The sequence below is a fragment of the Inquilinus sp. OTU3971 genome, from assembly GCF_038440215.1.
The window spans coordinates 1-352 of sequence record NZ_JASATH010000458.1; the positions used below are offsets into that span (position 1 = coordinate 1).

Here is a 352-nt window from a genome sequence, read left to right on the forward strand (position 1 = left end):
ACCAGCCCCGCCGCGGAGATAGTCATTGCCCGCCACCCCGGCGAGGACGTCGGTGCCGTCGCCACCATAGATCGTGTCGTTGCCGATGGCCCCGGTGATGATGTCGTTGCCCGTCCCGGCATAATAGGTCATCAGCTCCATATTGGTCGCCCGGCTGCCGTCGCTGCCGGTGGCGCCGTTCAGGGTGAAGCTGACACCGGTCGAGGTGGTGCTGCGGTCGACATAGAGCGTATCCGTGCCGGCACCGCCATCGACGATATCGACCCCGATGCCGGTGGCGATGTAGTCGTCGCCGTCGCCGCCGCTGAGCGTGTCGTTGTCGGCGCCACCATAAAGCGTGTCGTTGCCGGCC

General features: G+C 66.5%; 1 protein-coding gene. It reads right to left on the reverse strand.

The genetic code is table 11. The features are described from left to right. The coding region (locus tag AAHM41_RS40405; RefSeq protein ID WP_342242288.1) for a calcium-binding protein at positions 1-352 on the reverse strand (352 nt) is incomplete at both ends.